Origin of the sequence: Frankia sp. R82, assembly GCF_023716925.1 — a bacterium.
Classification (GTDB): Bacteria; Actinomycetota; Actinomycetes; order Frankiales; family Frankiaceae; genus Frankia.
Genome location: NZ_JAMQQG010000101.1, coordinates 1 through 3946, shown reverse-complemented (window position 1 = coordinate 3946; position 3946 = coordinate 1). Strand labels below are relative to the sequence as shown.

The window sequence follows — 3946 nt, the reverse complement described above, 5'->3', positions numbered from 1 at the left end:
GGCCACCCACGCCCCGGGCACGCCCGCAAGCGAGCGGGCCACCAGTGCGGCACGGGTCATCCTCGGTTCGAGGGCCAGCAGCCCGGCGCCGTCCGGCCCGCCGGCGAGCAGACCCGCCAGCAGCGCCGCCTTGCCGCCGGGGCCGGCGCACAGGTCGACGGTCAGCCCGAGGTCGGCTCCCACCGTCGGGGTGGCGGCGAGGGCCAGCGCGACGAGCTGGCTGCCCTCGTCCTGCACCGCGGCCGCCCCACCCGCGACGGCGGGCAGTCGCCCCGGGTCACCACCATCCAGGCGAACCGCATACGGCGACCAGGGCCCGGGCTGCGCGTCGAGGCCGGCCTCGGCGCACTCGGCGAGCAGGTCGTCCCGACCGATCCGGCCGGGCCGGGCGACGAGGTGGGTGCTCGGACGCACGTCGTCGGCGACCAGCGCCGCCCGGGTCTGGTCGAAATCCCCGCCGAGCGCCTCGGCGACGGCCTCGACGATCCAGCGTGGATGGGTGCACACCACCGCGAGATGGCCGATCGGATCGGTGTCGAACGCCGGTGCGTCGAGCAGCTGGGCGAGGTCACCGCCGGTCTCGCTGACCCGGGCGGCGACCCGGCGCAGCACCGCGTTGGCGAACCGGACGGGACGTTCCCCGCTGGTCGCCCGGACCAGGTCCACCGTGGTGGCCACCGCGGCCCGCGCCGGCACCCGGGTGCGCAACAGCTGATAGGCACCCAGGCGCAGGGCGTCGCGGACCGGTGGGTCGATGCCGGCCACCGGTCGGCTCGTCGCCGTGTCGAGCATGCCGTCGAGGGTGCCCTGGGCGCGCAGCGCCCCGTAGGCCAGTTCGGTGACGAAACCACGGTCGCGCGCGGACAGCCCGCTGCCGGCCAGCATCGAGGGCAGCAACAGGTTCGCGTAGGCCCCGCGCTCGTCGACGGCGCGCAGCACCTCCCAGGCCATCCGCCGTGGCCGGTCCGGCGAACGGCTCGGCGGCGAGTTCGACGGACGGGCCGGTGGGCGACTCGGCGGCCGGCTCACGCGTTCCGCCCGCCGTCCACCGCTGCCACCGGCGCCACCGGCGCCGGACCTGATGGCGGCTTCGGCGCGGACTCCGGCTCCGGGGCCTCCGGAGCCGGAGTGACCAGAAGATCGTCCGTGCCCGGACGGGCACCGCGAGCCCAGTCGGCGGCGGCCATCGGCCCGCGTCCTTCCGGACGCACCTCGCCGAGCAGCACCGGGTCGGTGCCGGTGCCCACGGCGACGGCCCCGTCGGCGAGCACCGCCAGCGCGCCGGGGACGAGCCCGCGGGTCGCGGCGTCCGCGGGCAGCGGGCCCATCCGCACCGGACCGAGCTTGAGCCGCTTACCGCGGAACGTCGTCCAGGCTCCGGGAGCCGGCGTGGCGGCCCGAACCTGCCGATCGACGGCGAGGGCCGGCCGTTCCCAGGCGACACCGACCTCCGCGACGGTGAGCTTGGGAGCGAACGACACTCCCTCGCCGGGCTGCGGCACCGCCTGCACACTGCCGTCGGCCAGGCCGTCCAGCACGGTGACGAGCAGGCGCGCACCTGAATCCGCCAGGCGTTCCAGCAGGTCACCAGACGTGTCGGTCGGCCGGACCAGCTCGGTCACGACCCCGAAGACGGGGCCGGAGTCCATGCCCGCCTCGATCTGGAACACGGTCGCGCCGGTCAGGTCGTCGCCGGCCAGCAGGGTGCGCTGCACCGGAGCCGCCCCGCGAAACGCCGGCAGCAGCGAGAAGTGCAGGTTCACCCAGCCCAGGCGCGGGATCTCCAGTGCCGACGGCGGCAGCAGCGCGCCGTAGGCGACAACCGGGCAGCAGTCGGGCGCGAGCTCGGTGAGGGCGGCGAGGAACTCGGGGTCGCCGGGACGACGCGGGCTGAGCACCGGAATGCCGGCCTCGTCGGCCAGCAGGTGCACCGGCGGCGGGGTCACCTTGCGACCCCGGCCGGCCGGCCGGTCCGGCCGGGTGACCACCGCGACCACGTCATGCTGCGGGCTGTCGATCAGCGCCCGCAGACTGGGCAGAGCAACCGCCGGCGTGCCGGCGAAGACAAGACGCATACCCGAACACCGTTCAGCGTGATGATCCAGACGGACCGGCCGGGTCCCGCGGCCGGCGATCGCGGCCGGGAACCGGCGGCCGGGAACCGACCGACCCTACCGCGGCCACGCTCCGCCAGCGTGCACGACCGGGCGCACGCTGCCTCCCAGAACTGTCCTGGCGCGGTGGCAGCTCAGCCGATCACCAGCGGATCGAGGTGAATACGCAGGCCGCTGGTGCTGCGGCGGGCGCCCAGCACCCCACGGGCGGCGTGCAGCGCGGCGGCCAGGTCGGCGCCGCGCTCCCGGGGCACACGGATCAGCAGCCGGCACAGCTGCGGTTCGTCCGCGGCGCGGACGGTGCGCGGCGCGGGCAGCGGCACCGGGCCGAGCACGTCGGCGCGTTCGGGCAGGCGGACGACGTCGAGCAGCTCGGCGACGGCGGCGGCGGTGCCGTCCACCGCGGCGATCCGGCTGGCCGGCGGGAAGCCGAGCGCGGCGCGTTCGTCGGCCTCCCGGCCGGTGAAGGTCACCGGATCCCAGCGGATCAGGGCCTGCACGGCTGGCAGGCCCGCGTCGGCGGCAACGATCACCTGCCCACCCGCGGCGCCCGGACGGGCCAGGGCCGCCGCCGCCGCCCAGCGCCGCAGGGCCGTCTCGGCGGCGCGCAGGTCCGGACGCCCGAGCAGCGCCCAGCCGTCGAGCAGCACCACCGCGCCGTACCCACCGCCGTCCGCCACCGGCTCCGCGCCCGGGGTGGACACGACCAGCGCCGGTTCGGCGGGGACGGTGGCCAGCACGCCGTCGCGCCCGGACGTCCGCAGCAGCACTCCCGGAAACGCCCGACCAAGCTCCTCGGCGGTGCGTCGGTCGCCGGTCACCGACGCGCGCAGCCGGGTGTCGCCACAGGCGGGGCATTGCCACGCCGCCACCGGACGCCCACACCAGCCACACGCCGCGGGCCCGGCACCGGCCGGTCGCCCCAGCGGACCCTGGCAGTGCCCGCACCGGGCCGGACGTCGACATCCCGTGCAGGCCAGCGATGGCTGGTAGCCCCGCCGAGGCACCTGGACCAGCACCGGAGCGCCCGCGGCCAGCGCCTGGCGGGCGGTGCGCACCACCAGCGACGGCAGCCGGGCGGCCCGGGCCGCCGGGTCGCGGGCGATCTCGTGGTCGGAGCCGGTCGCCTCCACCCGGGGGGTGAGCTCCCGCAGCCGCGCTCGCGCGGCCACCAGTGGGCGGGCCCAGCCAGCCCGCAGCAGCGCCTCGGCCTCGACCGTCGGGCAGAATCCGCCGACGAGCAGTCCGGCCCGTTCCTGCCCGGCGCGCAGCACCGCGACATCGCGGGTGTGCGGGTAGGGGGCGAGCGGCTCGGCGTGCAGATCGTCGCCGTCATCCCAGACGACGAGCAGACCGAGCGGGGCGACCGGAGCGAACACGGCCGCCCGGGTACCGACCACCACCCGGGCCCGGCCCCGACGCGCGGCCAGGAACGCCCGGTAGCGGGCCGCCGGCCCGAGGTCGGCCCGTAGGGCAACCGTGACCTCCCGCCCGACCGCCTCGACCAGGGCCGTCTCCACCCGGTCCACATCACGGTGATCGGGAACGACCACGACCGCCCCCCGGCCGGACCGCATCACCGCCGCGACCGCCGTGGCGATCATCTCCGGCCATGCCGGCCCCGGCGGCGCCCACCACACCGCCCGCGGCCAGCGCCCGTCGGCCAGCGCCGCCAGCATGGCCGGCCCCGCCGGATACCGCGCCCACTCCCCCGGTGCGATCTCGACCGCGCCGCCCGCGCCCTGCGCCGCCTGCTCCGCTTGCGCCGCGACCGTGTCTTCGGCTGCCGCGTCCGGCGCCTCCGCGGCCACGCCCGGCTCGCCCGGCTCGCC

Annotated in this window: 3 protein-coding genes; all 3 read right to left on the bottom strand. The window is 77.4% G+C overall.

The annotated features are described in order from the left end of the window. Positions 1-951, bottom strand: a 951-nt coding sequence (locus tag ND747_RS15760) for a transcription antitermination factor NusB (RefSeq protein WP_285900610.1), incomplete at its 3' end; no start/stop codon positions are given. Positions 952-1025: 74 nt separating this feature from the next. Then, complete coding sequence (gene fmt / locus ND747_RS15755; protein ID WP_251734376.1) at positions 1026-2075, bottom strand: methionyl-tRNA formyltransferase; 1050 nt, start codon at positions 2073-2075, stop codon at positions 1026-1028. A gap of 173 nt (positions 2076-2248) precedes the next feature. Further along, on the bottom strand, positions 2249-3946 hold a 1698-nt coding region (locus ND747_RS15750), incomplete at its 5' end, for a primosomal protein N' (protein WP_251734375.1).